Genomic DNA, 18,810 nt, shown 5'->3' with positions numbered 1-18,810 from the left:
CCTACCTCACGCCGGCCGCGGCAAAGCGCCGCGCCGGCGTGAAGTGGGCGCTTCGCGCCACCGCGGTGCGGTCGCCCAGGCCGCTCAGGTTCGCGGTGATCCCGAAGAGATAGCGCGGCAGCCCCCGCTGCGATCCGTCCGGCTCTTTCCCCTCGCCCGCGAGCCAGTCCTCGACCTCCCCCAGGTCCTCCTCCGCCAGCGGCCGGATCAGCACGCGCACCGTGACGTAGTACGAGCCCTCCGGCTCCAGCGCGGTGAGGAGCGAGACGGGGAGGCGCCGGACATCGAAGAGCGTGGCCTCCAGCGAATCGATCGAAGGGAAGGAGCGCGTCCTGGCCTCGATCCCCACCCCCGAGCGCACGCGGAACCGGTCGCGCCAGGGGTCGTACATGACGCGGTGCTCGTTCTTCATCGCCACGATCAGTTTATCGAACCAGAAGACCCGCCGCTTCCAGAGCCCCACCTCGTACACGATCGTGGCCGGCATTCCCTGGAGCAGCGTTTCCTCCAGTCGCGGCGTGAAGGGCTTCTCCACGCGGTAGGAGACGAGCACGGCGCCCGACGAGACCTCCACCGTATCCACCTGGAGGCCGAGGTCGTTCTCCGCGCGCGCCGGCGCGGCGCCTACCGCCGCGAGCGTCGTGATCGCGGTGAACGCGAGCAGAAGGGGCAGGGCGCGGAATCGCACGGCGCCTCAGAAGCTCGCGCCGAGGCGGACGCCGAAGCGGAGCGGCGCGTCCGATCGGCGGAGGTCGCGCGCGACGGTGAGGGCCAGGCCGTTCTCGCCGACGAGGAAGCCGGCGCCGCCGTCGAACCCCGGCTGCTGGCGGTCCAGGTTCGCCCGGCCGAACCATGCCGCGCCCCAGTCGAGGAAGGCGAACGGGAAGAACTGCTTGCGCACCCGCACCAGGCATTCGGTGTTGGCCACGAAGAACTGGTCGCCCGAGAACGCCTTGTAGTCGTGGCCGCGCAGGGTGCCGATCCCGCCCACGTGCCAGACCTTTTGGGGCGGAAGGACGCCCTCGCGCGTCGAGCCGCCGATCGCCCGGGCCCGGACCAGCGTGCGCTTCGAGAAGCGGTGCAGCGCGCGGAGGGTGGCGCGCGCGCGCCCGTAATCGAAGTCGCGTCCCAGGACGCCGCCGGCGCGCTCGTAGGCCGCGGTTCCGTTCGTGCCTCCTCCCACGGGGAGCCGCTCGGGGCCGACCCGGAGCGACACCGAGAGGAGCCCCTCGTCGCCGGACCGCACCGGCGGATTGGGGCGAAAGCGGTCGTGCTTGCCGAAGAGGGAGAAGCGCACGCGCGTCGGAAGCGAGGACTCGTTCTGGATGCGGATGGCCCCGGTGACCGCCACGTCGCGGCCGGGCTCCACCCGCACATGGCCGTCCCATCCCGTCGCCTCGTACCAGTCGCGGTAGTCCGTGCGCGCGACCAGCGCGAAGATCGTGTTCTCGAGGTCTCCCACGATCCAGTCGTCCTCGGTCGCGGTGCGGCGGAAGGCGTCCGCTCCGACGCGGAGCCACGTGGGATCGCCGATCGGCGCCTCGAACCCCGCCTCGCCGAGCAACCGGTCGCGCCCGGTGGCGTAGGAGGCGGTCGCGTAGACGAAGGGATCGGGATCGCGCTCGCTCTGGAACGCGACGCCGGCCGCGGGCACCGCACCGTCCACACGGTCGTAGCGGAAGCCCGGCCGCAGCTTGAGGCGGGTCTCCTCGGGGAGTCCGGTGGCGAGCGTCTCCCATCCCGCCGGCGTTCGCAGGACTGGCGCGCGCGCGGCCAGGCTGTCGGCGGAGGACTGGGCCGCGGCCGGCGCGACGCCGCCCCCCGCCGAGGCCGCCGCCGCCGCGGCGCAAACGACCGCGGCCGTCGCGGAGGCCCGGACCGACGCGAGGACCGCCGCGGCGGCGCTACGCGCCGTCGCGCGACAACCCATAGCGCTTGATCTTCCGATGGAGATATCCGCGGTCCATGCCGAGGCGGCGGGAGGCCTCGCTGACGTTCCACTGGCAGTCGCGGAGCATGGCGAGGATCGTGTCGCGCTCGGCCTTGTCGCGCGCCGCGCGGATCTCGCTGGGCGGCTCGTCTCCCGCGTTCACGGGAAGCGCGTCCTCCACGTCGGCCACCTCGATCGCATCGCCGTCGGTCATGATCAGGAGGCGCTCGATCAGGTTCTTCAGCTCGCGGATGTTCCCCGGCCAGGCGTACTGGGTCAGCCGCTCCATCGCGGCCGGGGTCACCGTGCGCGGGCCGCGCGGGTGCTCGGCGCCGAAGCGCTGGACGAAGTGCGCCACCAGGAGCGGCACGTCCTCGCGCCGGGCCCGGAGCGGCGGGATGTGGATCGGCACCACGTTCAGCCGGTAGTAGAGGTCTTCGCGGAAGCGGCCGGCCTGGATCTCCGCCGGAAGATCCTTGTTCGTCGCGGCCAGGATCCGGGTGTCCACCGCGATCGTGCGCGTGCCCCCGAGGCGCTCGATCTCGCCGGTCTCGATGGCGCGAAGGAACTTGGCCTGGGTTTCCAGGCTCATGTCGCCGACCTCGTCCAGGAAGAGGGTCCCCTGGTCGGCCGCTTCCAGCCGGCCGCGCTTCATCTGCGCCGCTCCCGTGAACGCGCCCTTCTCGTAGCCGAAGAGCTCGCTCTCGACCAGGTCCTTGGGAAGCGCCGCGCAGTTCAGCTTCTCGAACGGTCCGCGCGCGCGCGCGCTCATCCGATGGATCGAGCGCGCGACCAGTTCCTTGCCCGTGCCGCTCTCCCCGCTGATGAGCACCTTGGCGTCGGTCTTCGCGACCTTGGAGGCTTCGCCGCGGATCTGGTCCAGCACCCGGCTCTTGCCCACCATCTCGTCGGCCGCGCCGGTGATGGAGCGGAGCCGCTCGTTCTCGCGCTGCAGCGCCTTGAGCTCCAGGGCCCGCTCCACGGTGACCTGGAGGCGCTCGGGACCGAACGGCTTCTCGACGAAATCGACCGCGCCGAGCCGGATCGCCTTGACCGCCTCCTCGATGGTGCCGTGACCGGACATGAGCACCACCGGCACGTGGGGGTGGGAGGCCTTCACGCTCTCGAGCAGGGCGATGCCGTCCTTGCCGGGGAGGCGAAGATCGGTGAGGAGGAGATCCACGCGCTGATCGGCCAGCATCTTCTCCGCCTCCTCGGCGCGCGAGGCGGTGAGCACCTCGTAGCTGCGCTTGAGGCTGGCCGAGGTCTCGAGGAGGACGGAGGGCTCGTCGTCGACGACGAGGACGCGGATCCTGGACGCGCTCACGCGCTCGCCTTCGCGCCGTCGCCGCTCGCGACGGGCGCGGCCGGGGCTTCGTTCTCTTCCGGAACGGTGGGGATCGTCACGGTCGCGCGCGTGCCGACGCCCGGGCTCGAATCGAGCTCGAAGCGGCCGCCGTGCTGTTCCACGATGCGCTGCACCAGGGTGAGCCCCAATCCGCTACCGCTCGATTTGGTGGTGAAGCCGGGATGCGTCGCGCGCTCCAGGGTGGCCGGGTCCATGCCGGGCCCGGTGTCCTCCACGTCGAGCGCGACCGAAGCGGCGCCGGCGCTGGCGTCCCCGTCCCGGCGCACGCGAAGCGTGACCACGCCCTCCGAGCCCATCGACTCGATCGCGTTCTTGATCAGGTTGACGAGCACGCGCTGGATCTGGCCGGAGTCGGCCCAGGCTAAGGGAACGGGGCGCTCCACCTCAACGCGGAATTCCACGCGCGAGGAGCCGCGATAGAGCCGCGCCACGTCCTCGACCAGCGCCGGCACGTCGCAGGGGGCGGGCTTGGGCTCCGGGAGCTGCGCGACCGCCGAGAAGGCGGTGACGAATTCCTGGAGCGAGCGCACCTCGCGGAGGATCGACTCGGCGTTCTCGCCGATCACCTCGGCGCGCGGCGCGGGACGGCGGGCCTCCTCCTGGAGCCGCTGCAGCGCGAACTGGATCGGCGTGAGCGGATTACGGATCTCGTGCGCCACGGCGCGCGCCACCTCGCGCCAGGCCGCGAGCCGCTCGGCCCGCAGGAGGGCGCGCCGCGAGGTCTGGATCTCCTCGACCATCCGGTTGAAGGCGTTGCCCAGATAGCGCACCTCGCGCGTGCCGGCGGGAGCGACGCGGTGCGCCAGATCGCCCGCGGAGATCCGCTCCATGCCGCTCTCCAGCGCCACGATCGGCCGGGCGATGCTGCGCGAGACGAGGGTGGCGAGGATGAAGCTCACGAGCCCGAGCACCACCGACCAGAGCCCCGCGAACACCCAGAGGCTCCGCTCGGAGAGCCAGGTGTAGACCCCGAGCCGCTTGTACATCGTGAGGTTCTTCTGGAGCGCCTCGATCTCCGAGGAGATCTCGGGGTCGAGCTGGTAGCCGGCCAGGATCAGGTAGTCCTTCCCGAACGTCGCCACGCCGCTCACCTGCCGCGGGACCTCGCCCCCCGATACGAGCCCCCCCTCGTTCAGCGCGGCGAGCAGGGGCTCGCGCTCCGGCTCGGGGATGGTGATGCGGGGTCCGAAGCGCGCGCCGAAGACGCGCGCCAGCTTGGCGTCGTTCCGGTAGAGCACCACGTAGTCCAGTCCGCGCTCCCGGGCCTCGTCCCGAAGCCAGCGCTCCACCTCGGGCAGCGTTCCCGCGGCGAGCAGCCGGGTCGAGGCGTCGTCCTCCGCCATGACCGTCGCGTGGTGCTGCGCGTCGCTGCCGAGCCGCTCGATCCCCTGGCGGATCACCTCGAGCGACTGGGCCAGCGCGCGCTCGGTCTCGGGATTGCGCAGCGCGGCCAGGCTCTTGGCCAGGTATTGGGTGACGAACAGCGTCAGCCCGAGCGAGGGGATGAGCGCGACGAGGAAGAAGAGGGCGAGGAGCTTCCGGTGAAGGGTGCCGAACATGGCGGCGCGCGTTACGTCCGCGCGCCCCCTTCCGCGGCGCCCGCGAGCTGGCCGCAGGCCGCGCCGATCTCCACCCCCTGGCTGTAGCGCACCGTCACCGCGGGCACGCGCGGCTGGAGATAGGCGGCGAAGCGCTCGATCCGCTCGGTCGCGGGCCGCTTGAATTTCCCGGGGCCGATCGGATTGTAGGGGATCAGGTTGATCTTGCAGGGGAGCTGCGCCACCAGCTTCACCAGCTTCGCGGCGTGGGCGACCGTGTCGTTCAGCTCCTCGATCAGGATGTACTCGAACGTGACGCGCCGGCCGGTACGGTCGACGTGGTGCCGCACCGCGCCCATCAGCGCCTCGAGGGGGAAGGTGCGATTCACCGGCATCAGCTTGGAGCGCAGCTCGTCCGTCGCCGCATGGAGCGAGATGGCCAGCCGATACCGCGGCGCCTCGTCGGCCAGCCGGTAGATCTGCGGCACCAGGCCGACCGTCGAGATGGTGATCCGCTTGGGAGGGACGGCTCCCAGCGCGGGGTCGGACAGGAGGGCCAGCGCGCGGAGCACGGCGTCGTAGTTCTCGAGCGGCTCGCCCATTCCCATGAGCACCACGTTGTAGTCCGAGACGCCGGGCGGAAGCTCGCGGCGCAGGCGGAGCGCCTGCTCCACGATCTCGCCGGCGGAGAGGTTCCGGCCGCGTCCCATCCGCCCCGTGGCGCAGAAGCGGCAGGCAAAGCCGCAGCCGTGCTGGGAGGAGAGACAGAAGGTGAACCGGGTCGGCGTGGACATGTAGACCGACTCGATGACGCCGCCCTCCGGAAGACGGAGGGCGATCTTCCGCGTCCTGCGATCGGGCGTCTGTCGGCGGCCGACCTCGGCCAGCGATCCGATCCGGTGGGCGGCCGTGAGCTGCTCCCGGAAGGCGGCCGGGAGATTGGACATGCGCGACAGGTCCAGCTCTCCGCGCCGATAGAACCACTCGGCGAGCTGCCGGCCGCGATAGGCCGGCTGGCCCAGGCCGAGCGCGACGCGAGCCAGCTCCTCCGGGTTCAGGCCCAGGATGTCCTCGAGACGGGCAGAGCCCCGTCCGGTCCTCACATTTCCTGTCCTGATAATGGTTTCCGTCTTTACAGTCATATCCGGCTATGGTAGGGTTCGTGCACTCCCAGAGTCAACCGCTTGGAGGGGCAAGGCCGGTGGAACGCGCCTGCTTCTGGCAACAGTCGCCGCAGCACCCCGCCCGCGACCGGTGAGAATCGGCGCGGTCGACATCGGAACGAACTCGGTTCGCCTGCTCGTCGCCGACGTGGACGACGAAGAGCGCCTCCGCACGTCCCATCGCATGGGCGAGATTTCGCGACTCGGCGAGGGCCTCGACCGCACCGGGCTCATCGACGAAGGCGCCGCGGCCCGGACGCTGGAGTGCCTGGAGCGTTTCGTCCACGAGGCCGAGTACAGCGGCGCCAGCACGATCCGCGTCGCCGCGACCAACGCCCTTCGCGTCGCGACCAACGGCCCCGACGTGGCCGCGCGCTTCTCCGACCGCATCGGCTACCCGGTGGAAATCCTCACGGGCGAAGAGGAAGCGCGGCTCGTGTTCCTGGCCGTGCTCTCCGGATTGAACCCGCGCCCCCGGCGCTCGGTCGTCGTGGACATCGGCGGCGGCAGCACGGAGATCATCTTCGGGGAGGGGCAGGAGGGCAACCAGGTCATCAGCCTGGAGCTGGGGTGCGTCCGCCTGACTGAACGCTTCGTCCGGACCGACCCGCCCGCCGAGGAGGAGCTGGCCGTGGTGCGCCGCTTCGTCCAGGACGTCTTTCGCGAGAAGCTGACCGATTTCGTGTCGGACGGCCTGGAGCGCGCGGTCGGCGTGGGGGGTACGGTCACCGCGTTCGGCGCCCTGGATCTCAATCTGACCAAATACGATCCCACCCGGATCGAGAACCACCTCCTCTCGCGGGAGCGCATCGCCGCCATCGAGAAGCAGCTCTGCTCGATCCCCCTGGCGAACCGGCGCGACCTGGCCGGGGTCAGCCGCGGCCGCGCCGACATCATCCCGGCCGGGGCGGTCATCCTCTCCGAATTCGTCAACCGGTTCCCCGTGGCGGGGATCACCGTGTCCACCCGGGGGCTCCGGTACGGCCTGGTCCTGAGCGAAGCCCGGAGGCACCGGAAGCGTAACGTCCAGTCCCCGTTATAGGGTCGGATTCAGCCATTTTCGCTTGACGTTTCCAACTTCCTCCGATATCATCAGTTATTAAGCGGCAGTGTTCGTTGACAGGTGTCCGTCCCATCCTGGGACGTCCCTCAACGCTCTCGGTCACGCTTCCGGGAGTTGGCACCTCTTAGCGAACTGCCGTTGCAAGTGGGGCGGCTGCTACGCCGGAAGCCGTTCACACTGGGAGCAGGCATGAGGATCCGGGTTCCACGACGCTTTTTGCTGTTGGGTATCCTCCTGTGCTCGCTCGCGTTCGTCACTGCGGTTCCGCAGACTTCTCTGGCCAAGCCCATTCCATGGGATCCCAACAACGGCCCCGACCCCGGCGACGGGGACGGCTCGGTCGTGAAGGGCACCATGGCGCCGTCGTTCTCGGCGATTCGGGGCACGTCCAGCTCGGTGCGGACGACAAGAGTGACGACCACGTTGAGCATCTGGAAGGCCTACCTGACGGCACTGCGTCTGGGATACGGGGTTCGCTGGCTCTGGTAGATCCCGCGCGCCCGCGCTGATTCCGGCGCGCGCGCTTCGGTCTACGGATCAGCCCCCCGGTTCCCCACGTGGTGGGTAGAGGGCCGGAATGGACGGACTAGTCCCCAGGGACCGACCGAATATCAAGAGCAGTGGTGACCTCGAGGAGACGGGCGCGCAAGCGTCCGTCTCCGAAGGGGAAGAGCACCGCGCTCAAGAGCTCGGAGATCTGTACTTCGCCGCGGACAACTACGCCGTGGCGCTCGAGTACTACCGCCGCGCGCTCGACGCCGAGGCCAGCCGGAACGGCACGGCGGACCGGGACGCGCTGTTCCGCCTGGGCGCGCGCATCGTCGACTGCCTCCGTTACCGGGGCGACCTGGACGAGGCGGTGGACGCGCTCCACGACCTCCATCACCGTCTCCGGCCGCACGTCACCCCCGAGCAGATCGGCCGCCTGGCCGGCAGCCTCGGCATTCTCCTCTTTGATCGCGGACGCTATCGCGCCGCGCAGCGCTCCTCGGTCCTCGCCTACCGGCTCCTCCGCGAAACGACGCTGAACTTCGACATCGGCCGCGCGGAGATGACCCTGGGCTGGATCGCGCTTCGCACCGGCAGTTGGTCGTCGTCGCGGGATTACTTCGAGAGCGCGATCGCGACCTATCGCCGGGCGGACTTCCAGGCCGGCATGGCCTCGGCGTACAACAGCCTGGCGCTGGTGCACAAGAATCAGTGCCGCTTCAAGGAAGCGGCGCGCTTCCTGGAGCAGGCGCTGCGCATCTCCGAGCGCGCCGGGCTCTATCAGGACTCGGGGACCTACCTCCACAACCTGGGCATCGTCCACGAGAAGATGGGCGAGTGGGATCTGGCGGAAGAGCATTACCGCCGCGCCCTCCAGATCTACACCGAGACCGGCTTCGCGGCCGGAAAGGCCCGCTCGCTGAACCACCTGGGCATCCTGCGGCGGAAGCGCCGCGACTTCAGCGGCGCCGAGAGCCTGATCCGCGAGGGGCTCGCGCTCGCGACCGAGCGGAACTGCCGCCGCGAGATCGTGCTGGCCCACGAAGCGCTGGGCGACTGGCTCGCCGATCTCGGCCGTTTCCAGGAGGCGCGCACCGAATACGACACGGGCATGGCCCTCGCCGATCAGCTCGCCACCGACTCCGACCTTCAGGTCGAGCTGTGGCGCCGGATCGGCGACGCTCAGGTCCGCATGGGCGAGCTGGATCCGGCGCGGCGAAGCGGCGAGCGCGCCCTGGCGATCGCGCGGCGCCTGGGCGACCGCATCGAAGAAGCCTGCTCGCTTCGGCTCCTGGGACTTCGGGCCGCCGAAGCCGGCGAGTGGGAAGAGGCCCGCGGCTTCATCGACGAAGCGGCGCGGATCCTCTCCGGAATCAGCAAGCGCTACGAGCTGGCGAAGCTCAACTACGCGGTGGGGATCGTCTGGCGCAAGCGCGGCCGGAAGGGCCGCTCGCGCGGGGTCCTCGACGAATCGATCGGGTACCTCCGGCGCGCGGCCGCCGGATTCGAGACGCTCCGCCTGCCGGTGCACACGGCGCGGGCTCTTCTCGAGCTCGCGCGGAGCGAGCTGCTCCGCGGGCTGATGGACGATGCCGTCATCCACGTGGATCACGCCACGTCGCTCCTGACGCCCGAGGAAGATCCCGAGCTCGCGCGCGAGATCGAGCTCTTCCGGAGCGAGGTGGAGCAGGGTCTCATCGACGGCTCCTCGTCGCAGACGAACGAGTTCGCGGCCTTCGACGAGATCCGGACGGCGCTCCGCGGCGGCGACGCCGAGACCGCGCTGCAGGAGATCCTCTCGATCGTGGCGCGCCGCGCGGGAGCGACCCGCGCCATCGTGGCCGCGCCGGCCGCGCAGGGCGGCATCGAAGCCGTCGCCACGGTCGGGATGGCGAACCGTCTCGCGCACGACCTGATCCGCGAGCTGGAACGGCGGATCGGCCCCGCCCGGCTCGCCTCGGGCCCCATCGTGACCAGCCGGGCCGGCGCCGACGAGCGATTCCGCGACCTTCCGGCCACCTATCACATCGGGGCACGGACGACGGTCGCCGTCATTCCGCTCTCGCTGCCTTCGGGATTGCCGGGCTACCTCTATCTGGACCGGTCGGAGGAGCCGCTGGGAGCCTTCAAGCAGCGCGAGGTCAACCTCATCACCGTCCTCGCGAATCACGTCGCGGTCGCGATCCTCGAGCGCCAGCGCCAGCGCCTCGCGCAGGAGAACAGCGCGCTGCGGGGGCGGCTGCTCGGATCGGCCAACGACCACGGCATCGTGACGCGGAGTCCCGACCTCCTCGAGATCCTCTCCCTGCTGGAGCGTGTCGGCCCGACCGACGCGACGATCCTGATCGAAGGCGAGACGGGAAGCGGCAAGGGACTCCTCGCTCGCGCCATTCATGCCTCCAGCGTCCGGACGAACAAGCCGCTGGTCCAGGTGAACTGCGCGGCGCTGCCCGAGCAGCTCCTCGAGAGCGAGCTCTTCGGGCACGTGCAGGGTGCCTTCACGGGGGCGGTGCGGGACAAGGCGGGCCTCTTCGTCGAGGCGAACGGCGGCACGCTGTTCCTGGACGAAGTGGACAAGACCACCATCACCATCCAGGGAAAGCTGCTCCAGGTGCTCGACAACCGCGAGGTTCGCCCCGTCGGCGGGAACCGTCCCGCGAAGGTGGACGTGCGGGTCATCTGCGCCACGAACGTGAACCTGCGCGCGCGGATCGCCCGCGGGGAGTTCCTGGAAGACCTCTACTACCGGCTGAACGACATCTGTTTCCGCGTCCCGCCGCTCCGGGAGCGTCCCGAGGACATTCCGATCCTCCTGGAGCATTACATCCGGCGCTTCTCCGTCGAGATGTCCAAGGAAGTGGGCGGCGTGGATCCCGAGCTGATCCGCACCTTCTCGTCGCTCCCCTGGCGCGGCAACGTGCGCGAGCTGGAGAAGGTCGTGAAGCGGATGGTCGTGATGGCCAACGACGGAGAAGTCCTGTCCCTACGCCTGGTCCCTCGCGAGATCCTTCGCAAGGAGGACGACGTCGCCGAGGGGCCTGCCACGCTTCGCTCCGAGGTTGCCAAGGTGGAGCGCCGCATGATCGCCCAGGCCCTCGAACGCCATAACTGGAACAAGCTCCAGGCCGCGCGGGAACTGAGCCTCTCCTACCCGACCCTTCTGCAGAAGATCAAGCTCTTCCACCTCGACCGGCGCGGCACCCGGCAAAGAGCTTAAAGATTCTGTATAAACGGATTTAATAGCCGCAAGTTCAGCCCCGCCTTGAAGTTCCAGCGAATCCCCCGCCAAACTGTTAAATCGACCTCAAAAACCCCTCGCCGGAGCTCTTCGCCCGTTCGCAAACCCCGCTTTGAGTTGTGCTGTAACTTGCCATGGTGCAGCGGGTTGCACGATTTTCCGCGAGGGCGCTGAAAGTGGCCTCGCTGGCACGATGGCTGCCTTAGCAGATGATCGGAGGGGGGGACCTCCAAAGAGCCCTTAGGTCGAGCCAGCGTTTGACCATGGACTAGTCGCCAGACCGAGCACCGGCCTCGGTGGACGTGATGTAGCCCGAAATGAGCTGGCACGACCGGGGCTCAAATAATTTCGCCCCGCAGGGCGAAATAACTCCTCGGCAGTGTCCGCCAGATCCCTTCCAAAGCGCAGCGCCACCGCAAGGCCCACAGAACCATATGTAGCGCAGCAGTCACACTGTACTTGCTTTCCCCCGTAGCCCCCTTATCCGTGGCCGTCGCGCCAATTCCCCCTACCACCACAATTCCCACTCAACAAGCGACTTACACCCCGCCCCCCGCCGCCCCCACACATGGCATATGCTATGCGGTTCGCAGATGCGTCTATCGGCGCCGCGATTCAGCGGTCTTGTCTCAGCCATACAGCTCAATTCCATAGGAGGTGCTCGTGACTCGCACGTTACTTCTGGCGCTCGGCCTCGCGGCCGTGGCGCTCACGGCCGGCTGCCGCAACGAGGATCACGTGGTTGGGACCAGCAACGCTCCCTTCGACGTGGAGGGCGTCTACAGCGTCACGGGAGACGGGCAGGTTTCGATCTACTGGAGGGAGAACCAGGAGAACGACATCGACCACTACAAGGTGTACCGTAACAGCGCGCCCACGGGCACGTTCACGCTCATCGGCACCGCCGTTCAGCCTCCCTTCATCGATACGCACGTGACGAACGGCACGACCTACTACTACGCCGTGTCGGCGGTGGACACCCGCGGACTGGAGAGCGCGGACCTGAGCTTCGAGAACGTGTTCGACACGCCGCGGCCGGAGGGCACGAACGTGACCCTGACCGATGCCGCCACGACGCCGGCCACGGCCGGCTGGGACTTCTCGGCGATGTCCCGCGTGGCGTCGACGAGCGCCTCCGCCGACATCTGGTTCGACGCTTCGAGCGGCGCCTTGGTCTTCGCCGGTACCGGCGTGAAGATTCAGGACGCGGGGCTCGTCGACCTGGTGGACGTGGACTTCGGGCCTCCCGCGAGCGACGGCTGGTCGGCCGACGGGGTCGTCGAGGCCATTCCGGGGCACAGCTACATCGTTCTGACCGCGGACAATCATTACGCCAAGTTCGAGGTGGTCTCGAAAGCGGCGGGCAGCATCGTGATCGACTGGGCCTACCAGATCGATCCCGACAATCCGGAGCTCGCTCCGAAGATCGCGAGGAAGAACTGATGAAACACGCGCGTTGGCGCCGCCTGTTCGTCGCGGGCGCCGCGGCCCTCATGGCCGCGGCGCTCCCCGTGGCTTCCCGTGCGGCGGTTCGTGTCGATGCCTCCATCTCGTATGAGGCGGCCCATGCCCCTCGGCTCGACATCGACGTCTGGACCAACAAGGAAGAGGGCGGCGTCTATCGCCAAGGCGAGCCGATGCGCGTCTTCTTCCGGGCCAGAGCTGACGCCTACGTTCTGATCTACAACATCGACACCGAGGGCTACATCCACCTCGTGTACCCCTACGACCCGGGCGATCCCGACATGGTCGAGGGGGGCCGCACCTATCAGGTGCCTTCCCGCAACGATCCCTACGACCTGGTGGCCGATGGGCCCACCGGCATGGAGTACCTCGTCGCCATCGCCTCTCCCGAGCCGTTCCGCGATCTGCCGTGGTACCTGACCGGCGGCTACGAGGGGCGGGACCGGGGCGAGGAGTATGGGGACGACGATGAGGGGGATTCCGGCGTCATCGTGGGCGACCCCTACATCGGCATGGATCGGGTCGTGCGCCGCGTGGTGCCGCGCGGCCTGGAGGGCGAGGTCGCGACGGCCGACACCTACTTCTACATCGAGCGGAAGGTCGATTACCCGCGCTACGTCTGCGCCGACTGCCATTCCTACGGCGGCTGGTTCGACCCGTACGGGGACGTCTGTTCGGTGGTGGACATCCGGATCGACGCCGGATGGGCGCACTACCGTCCGCTCCGGTCGCGGATCCTCCGGCCGCGCTACTTCTACATGGTGCGGTCCACCGCGCCGACCCGCTACCGCCAGTGGAAGGACCGCTGGTCTTCGGTGGACGGCCGGGCGACCCTGCGCACGCGATTCCAGGTGGACGGGACCGACAAGTTCCAGTCCCGGCGCCAGATGATCCAGCGGCGCACGCCGCCCGAGTTCCAGCGGTTCCGCAGCCCGCGCGAGGGACGCGTGTGGCGGCCCGACGAGGTCCTGCGCCGGAACGGCGGCGACGCGCGCGGCGGCGACGTGCGCGGCGACGACCAGCGGCGGCGCCAATGGTTTGAAACGCGCGAGCGGCGCCAGAACGACAACCGCCAGCAGAATCAGCAGCCCGACGACCGGCGCCAGATCCGGGAGCGGCGGGACGACCAGCGGCAGCAGCAGGGGCGCGACGAGCAGCGGGGCCGCGATCGCGGCCGGGTGGAGGACCGCCGGCAGGAGCGTCAGGACCGCGATCAGGCCCGCCAGCGCGACGACCGTAGCCAGGATCGCCAGGATCGCGGCGACCGTGGGCGGAGCGAGGAGCGCCGTCGCGACGACAACGGCCGCGGCCAGGACCGCCGCGACCAGGGCGAAGGGGGCTGGGGTCACCGGGGCCGCTGAGCGGTTCGGCTCCAGGGGCGGACGGCATCGGGTCCAGGACGCGCCTCCTCGCGTCCGGACTCGTTGACCGTCCGCGCTGGCCCCCGGTACACTGACGGGGTGCGTCGTGCCGCGCTCCCGCTCCTCGTCCTGATCACCATCGCCCTTGCGTTCGCGCCCTCGAAATCCCGGGCCGCCCGCGCCGTGCCTCCCGTTCCCTGGAAGCACGGGCCGGGACCCCGCGAGGGTTTTTCGCGCGACCGTCTGACGATCCCGCCCCCCGGAGCCCGCGGCCTGGCCGCCCGCGCGCCGCTCGGCGCGCAGGCCACGATCAACGTCCTCGCGATCCGGGTCGCCTTCAGCGACACGCCGATCGAGTCCACCACCGCCTACTACGACCGGCTCCTCCTCTTCCAGAAGCAGTTCTGGGAGCAGCAGACCGAGGGTTCGCGGACGCTCACGCCCACCCTCGTGGATTCGGTGTTCACGCTGCCCCACCCGATGGCCTACTACGGCGACGACGACCACTTCCAGGAGCGGCTCGTCTTCATGGTGCGCGACCTGGTGCAGCTGGCCGACTCGACCGTCGATTTCGCTCCCTACCAGAGCCTCGTGATCTTCCACGCGGGCCAGGGACAGGAAGCCGACGTCCGCGACGACAGCAGGAACCAGATCTGGTCGGCGTTCGTGACGCAGCAGGACTTCCAGACGGTTCTTCCGGACACCACCGGGGCGGGACGGATCGGGATCCGCACCAACGACCTCGCGGGCTCGAGCCCGGTGTACGTGAAGGAAGCGGTCGAGGTGCCGGAGTCGGAGAGCCAGGACGGCTACGTCTTCGGGGCGACCGGGGTGGTCTGCCACGAGTTCGGCCATCAGCTCGGGCTCCCCGACCTCTACGACACGAACGGGGACGAGGGGGGCTTCTCGCAGGGCGTCGGCTCCTGGGACGTCATGGGGACCGGCGTCTGGAATTTCAGCGGCTTCGCCCCGGCGGGGCTCTCCGCATGGTCGAAGATCTTCCTCGGCGTGATCGCGGCGCAGCGGGTCGTGACGCCCCAGCCGGTCTCGCTCTCCATGCTGGAGCGGCAGGTCGGATCGCTCCCGCGCGCGGTCCAGATCCCGATGACCGAGACCGAGTACCTCCTGCTCGAGAACCGCCGCCAGGACCTGAACGGCAACGGGCGGTTCGATTTCGACGACGCCGACGCCGACAGCGCGTTCGACTTCTACATCGACTCCTACGCGGGCGCCGAGTTCGACTTCTACACGCCCGGCGACGGCGCGGGATCGGGGATCCTCGTCTACCACATCGACGACTCGGTGATCGCGGCGGGACTCCTCGACAACGTGGTGAACGCCAACGCGGCCCGGAAGGGGATCGACATCGTCGAAGCGGACGGCATCGAGGACATGGACGGGCCCCCCTCCAGCTACAGCGACGGAAGTCCCGACGACGTCTTCCGCGCGGGTTGGCGCGACAAGCTCACTCCCGCGACGACGCCCTCCACGGCCGCGTACGGCAACGTACCGACCGGGATCTCGGTCACCGGGATCAGCGCGCCGGACAGCGTCATGACGTTCGACGTCTCCTTCCTGCAGGACAAGCCGGGTTGGCCCAAGCTGCTCAACGGCCGCGTCCGAAGCGCGCCCTCCCTGGCGGCGGACGTGGACCAGGCCGGTCCTCCCTTCACGCAGGAGCTGCTCGTCCCCGTGCAGCGGCTCAACAACACCGGGGCGCTCTACATCTTCCGTCCCGACGGAAACGACTTCCTCGACGGCGACGCCACCCCCACGCCCTTCGCGAGCACGACGTCGGGGATCGTCACCAGTCCCTGCGTCGGCGACGTGGACGGGACGCCGGGGAACGAGATCGTCTTCTCGACGGCGAACGGAACGCTCTACGCCTTCCACGCCAACGGCACCGAGGTGGTGGACGGGGACAACAATCCGCTCACGCTCGGCGTCGTGACCACGGGGCTCGCCACGGGGGTGCGCGCGCAGCCGATCCTGGCCGAGGTGGACGGCACGCCGGGGCTGGAGATCGTGGTCGGCTCGCCCGCGACCGCGGCCGGCTTCTCGCTGGTGCGGGTGATCCGGCTCGCCGGCGGGGTCCTGGAGCAGCATTCGATGCTCGTCGGCGGAAGCTCCGAGGCGCCGGCGGTCTCGACCGGTCTCGAGGGGGGCACGAACCAGGTGGTCATCGCCGCAAAGCGGACGGTGATCGGCGAGTCCTCGCTGCCCGGCCTCTACCTCCTCAACTGGGAGATCCTGACCGACCCCGTGCTCGCCCTCGACGATCCCGACAACATCCCGCTGACCCGCATCGCCTCGGGCCAGTTCTCCGCGCCCGTGGCGGCCGACCTGGAAGGGAACGGCAGGCACGAGATCGTGGTCGCGGACACCACGGGCCTTTTCCATGCCTACCGGATCGCGATCGGTGCCCACATTCCCGGCGACGCCCCCATCGGGTACGTGACCACCACCGAGCTTCCGGGATGGCCCGCTCCGTTTCCGGGCGTCTCGCGCGGGCGGACCTCGGAGGTGTCGGTGGCCGATCTGGAGCGCGACGGACATCCCGAGGTGTTCCAGACCGGCGAGGACGTCCGCGTGGCGGCGCTCTACTGGACGGGCGCGCCGCGCGCCGGCTACCCGCTGCGCCTGGCGGCGCCCGGCGCGCCGGCCGACACGTCGGGCTCCTGGGCGCCGATCGTCGCCGACGTGGACGGCGACGGCCTCAGGGACGTGATCCCCATCCTTCCCGACGGCCGGCGCCTGGCGTTCCGGGGCGACGGCTCGCCGATCGGCGGTTTCGCGGAACTGGGGAGCACCGGGATCTCGGCGCCGCCGATTCTCGCCGACCTGGACGGGGACGGTCCCGCCGAGTGGGTCGAGACCTTCGACGCTTCGTCCCAGGCGCAGATCGACGTGAAGATCCCGGTCCTTCCGATCCCCGCGGCCTCCATCGGCTGGGGTCAGTACCGCCTGGGCCCGACCCGCAACGCGGTGGTCGACGCGGTCACCGGAGGGCCCTCGGCGGGGACCCAGGGGCTCTCCGAAGTGTATGTCTATCCGAATCCTTCCCGCGATGGCACGAGCCGGGTCCACTACCGCCTGGAAGCGGCGGCGACGTCGGTCTCGATCCGGATCTACGACGCCTCCGGCTCGCTCGTCGCCGACCTTTCCACGGGCGCAGGGGACCGGCTGGGCTCTTCGGAGCATTCCGTGGCGTGGAACAATGGCTCGATCGCGAGCGGCATCTATGTCTGCCGGGTCGAGGTACAATCAGGCGGCCGGACCGAGGTGCGCTTCGCGAACCTCGCCATCGTCCGATGAGCCGTCCCCTGGAGAACCGCATGCGCCCGACCTGCCGTGGCTTCGCAGCCGCCCTCGCGTCCTGGATCCTCCTCGCGCTCGCCCCGCATGCGGCCCTGGCCGCGGCCGGCGAGACCGGATTCGCCTCCCTGAAGCTGGGCGTGGGCGCCCGGCCGATGGGTCTGGGCAGCGCCTACGTGGCGCTCGTGGACGATCCGACGGCCACCTACTGGAACCCGGCGGGGCTGGCCGCCGTCCGCTCCACCCAGATCACGGCCATGCACAACGAATGGATCCAGGACTTCCGCCAGGAGTACGCGGCGGTGGGCGCGCCCCTGGGGAAGGGCGCTTTGGGCTTCGCCTTCACCGGCTTCTACACGTCGGAGCTCGAGGGGCGCGACCAGGTCGGCAACGTCACCCATAACTTCGGTTTCAACGACATCACGATGACGGCCGGGTACGGCCGCTCGCTCGCCCCGGGCCTCGATGCCGGGCTGGCGTTGCGCTATCTGCGCGAGATGATCGACGACCAGAGCGCGGCGACGTTCGCCGCTGACCTGGGGGCGCGCTACCGCGTGAAGGAGACGGGGCTCTCGTTCGGGGCCGCGGCGCAGAACTTCGGCGGCAAGCCGAAGCTGGTGGACGAGTCGTTCAAGCTGCCGGCCACGCTCCGCCTGGGCGCCGCGTGGTCCAGGCCGATCGTCGCGCTGCATTCGACCGGAACGCTCACGACCGAGATCCGCAAGGCCCGCGCGGAGGACGCGCGGTTCCACGTCGGCGGGGAGCTTTCCTACAAGGACCGTCTGGCGCTGCGCGTGGGGGGGAAGTTCGGGTACGATGCGGAAGACGTCTCGTTCGGCATCGGCCTGACCCAGAGCAAGCTGCGGTTCGATTACGCGCTGGTGCCCCTGTCGTCCGATCTGGGCACCGCGCACTTCTTCTCGCTGACGGCGCGGCTGTAGGCAGTCCCTCGCCCGGCGCCCGCCGGGCTCCGCCGATTGTAGAAGTGCGCAGCGACACTCCGCCGCGCGTGTGGTATGAGATCGATCATCCGCTGAATTCGAACATCGAGAAGACGCCGCGCTCGAGCTTCACCACCGTCCTCCGCTCGATCCAGTCGCCGAGGACGATGAAATCGCGGCCGTTCGCACGCTGGTGGATGGGGCGGTGGAAATGGGCGAGGAGCACGGCGTCGAACCCTTCGGCATAGCGCGGCTCGGCCAGCAGGGACCGCATCTCCTCTTCGGTGCGCCGGGGGCGCGGGGCGTGGCGCCGGCTGGTGTGCGACGTGGCGCTCGCGATCGGGATGCCGAGGTCGGGGTGGATCCAGCGAAACAGGAACCGGGCCGCGCGGTTTCGGAGCACCCGCTTCAGCAGCTTGTACCCGTGGTCCCCAGGGCCCAGTCCGTCGCCATGGGCCAGGAAGATCTTCCGTCCTTGCAGCGCCAGCGCCATCGGGTGGTCGGTAAACGCCACCCCCAGCTCGTCGCGGAGATAATCACCGATCCAGAAATCGTGATTTCCGCCGAGATACGTAACAGGGACGCCGCTCCGGGAAAGGGAGCCGAGCGCCGTGAGCACGCCGACGAACCGTTTCGGGATGGCATGGCCGTACTCGAACCAGAAATCGAAGAGGTCGCCGACCACGTAGAGCTCCGCGGCCTCGGAGGCGACGCGGTCGAAAAACGCGAGCAGATCGCGCTCGCGAGCCCGGCTGGATTCGAGTGGACCCTGGCCCAGGTGGGCATCGGCGACGAAATAGGCGCAACCCCGGTCGGGCATGGAGCGTCAGTATAAGCAGGTTCACGGTCAGGCCCCCATCGCGTTCGATACGTGCCGGTAGCCGCCGGGAACTGCACCGTTTAGGCCGGGTACTACCGGCTTGACAGGGGGAGCGGCCA

The 18,810-nt window shown here is 69.4% G+C and carries 13 protein-coding genes; 7 read left to right on the top strand and 6 right to left on the bottom strand.

Features of this window, described 5'->3' with window-relative positions; genetic code table 11:
- Position 1: 1 nt before the first annotated feature.
- The 5 genes from VE326_01695 to rlmN are packed head-to-tail and all read right to left on the bottom strand — an operon-like array spanning position 2 to position 5,940.
- A complete protein-coding gene (locus VE326_01695) occupies positions 2–688 on the bottom strand; it encodes a DUF4390 domain-containing protein (GenBank protein HYJ31911.1) in 687 nt (228 codons plus the stop codon).
- A 6-nt stretch (positions 689–694) separates the two neighbouring features.
- Positions 695–1,930: a hypothetical protein gene (locus VE326_01690; GenBank protein HYJ31910.1), complete on the bottom strand. Its 1,236-nt coding sequence runs from the start codon at positions 1,928–1,930 to the stop codon at positions 695–697.
- On the bottom strand, positions 1,905–3,257 hold the full coding sequence (locus VE326_01685) for a sigma-54 dependent transcriptional regulator (protein HYJ31909.1): 1,353 nt from the start codon (positions 3,255–3,257) through the stop codon (positions 1,905–1,907). Before VE326_01685 ends, VE326_01690 begins: the two co-directional genes overlap by 26 nt.
- Positions 3,254–4,858: an ATP-binding protein gene (locus VE326_01680; protein ID HYJ31908.1), complete on the bottom strand. Its 1,605-nt coding sequence runs from the start codon at positions 4,856–4,858 to the stop codon at positions 3,254–3,256. Before VE326_01680 ends, VE326_01685 begins: the two co-directional genes overlap by 4 nt.
- An 11-nt stretch (positions 4,859–4,869) precedes the next feature.
- Complete coding sequence (gene rlmN / locus VE326_01675; protein ID HYJ31907.1) at positions 4,870–5,940, bottom strand: 23S rRNA (adenine(2503)-C(2))-methyltransferase RlmN; 1,071 nt, start codon at positions 5,938–5,940, stop codon at positions 4,870–4,872.
- Between the two features lie 151 nt (positions 5,941–6,091).
- Between rlmN and VE326_01670 the strand changes: the two genes are divergently transcribed.
- From VE326_01670 to VE326_01640, 7 genes are all read left to right on the top strand, one after another.
- Entirely contained in the window at positions 6,092–7,042 is a 951-nt protein-coding gene (locus VE326_01670; protein HYJ31906.1) for a Ppx/GppA phosphatase family protein, read from the top strand.
- A 243-nt stretch (positions 7,043–7,285) separates the two neighbouring features.
- Positions 7,286–7,552 carry a hypothetical protein gene (locus tag VE326_01665; GenBank protein HYJ31905.1) on the top strand — a complete coding sequence of 89 codons (267 nt, stop codon included), beginning with the start codon at positions 7,286–7,288 and terminating at the stop codon, positions 7,550–7,552.
- An 88-nt stretch (positions 7,553–7,640) separates the two neighbouring features.
- Positions 7,641–10,769, top strand: a complete 3,129-nt coding sequence (locus VE326_01660; protein ID HYJ31904.1) for a sigma 54-interacting transcriptional regulator — start codon at positions 7,641–7,643, stop codon at positions 10,767–10,769.
- Between the two features lie 684 nt (positions 10,770–11,453).
- Positions 11,454–12,233, top strand: coding sequence for a hypothetical protein (locus VE326_01655; GenBank protein HYJ31903.1), 780 nt, complete (start codon positions 11,454–11,456; stop codon positions 12,231–12,233).
- The gene (locus tag VE326_01650; GenBank protein HYJ31902.1) at positions 12,233–13,615 is read left to right on the top strand and encodes a DUF4384 domain-containing protein; all 1,383 of its coding nucleotides are present in this window, start codon (positions 12,233–12,235) and stop codon (positions 13,613–13,615) included. Before VE326_01655 ends, VE326_01650 begins: the two co-directional genes overlap by 1 nt.
- A gap of 99 nt (positions 13,616–13,714) precedes the next feature.
- Complete coding sequence (locus VE326_01645; protein ID HYJ31901.1) at positions 13,715–16,930, top strand: M6 family metalloprotease domain-containing protein; 3,216 nt, start codon at positions 13,715–13,717, stop codon at positions 16,928–16,930.
- Positions 16,927–17,871, top strand: a complete 945-nt coding sequence (locus VE326_01640) for a PorV/PorQ family protein (protein HYJ31900.1) — start codon at positions 16,927–16,929, stop codon at positions 17,869–17,871. Before VE326_01645 ends, VE326_01640 begins: the two co-directional genes overlap by 4 nt.
- An 85-nt stretch (positions 17,872–17,956) precedes the next feature.
- On the opposite strand, the gene VE326_01635 is transcribed toward VE326_01640, so the two are convergent.
- The gene (locus VE326_01635; protein ID HYJ31899.1) at positions 17,957–18,691 is read right to left on the bottom strand and encodes a UDP-2,3-diacylglucosamine diphosphatase; all 735 of its coding nucleotides are present in this window, start codon (positions 18,689–18,691) and stop codon (positions 17,957–17,959) included.
- Positions 18,692–18,810 lie beyond the last annotated feature (119 nt).

The organism is Candidatus Binatia bacterium (assembly GCA_035631035.1).
GTDB lineage: Bacteria > Eisenbacteria > RBG-16-71-46 > SZUA-252 > SZUA-252 > DASQJL01.
This window is presented reverse-complemented; position numbering and strand designations above follow the sequence as displayed.